Source organism: Pseudomonas sp. RW407 (assembly GCF_003176655.1).
Classification (GTDB): domain Bacteria; phylum Pseudomonadota; class Gammaproteobacteria; order Pseudomonadales; family Pseudomonadaceae; genus Pseudomonas; species Pseudomonas delhiensis.
On the sequence record NZ_QGSL01000094.1, the window covers coordinates 1,039 to 1,337 of the forward strand.

Sequence of the window (299 nt, forward strand, 5' to 3'; positions counted from 1 at the left end):
TTATGCGCCCTACGGGGATTCGTGTAGGGCGAATAACCGTTCGCGGTTATCCGCCGCCATCCGTGCCACGGGGGCGTCCGGCGTGGTCGGTGAGTCCAATCGCGGACGGAGTCCGCTCCTACGCCCGAGCCATGCCATTCCCCTGTAGGAGCGCGCCCTGCGCGCGATTCGCGGGCAGGGCCCGCTCCTACGTCCGTACTTCCTGGAACCGTAGGAGCAACTGTCTATTGGGTTTGGGTGTAGCGCGCCGCTCCGAGTGCGTTGATGTTTCTTGTTTCGCCCCCTCGGGCGAGTCACTT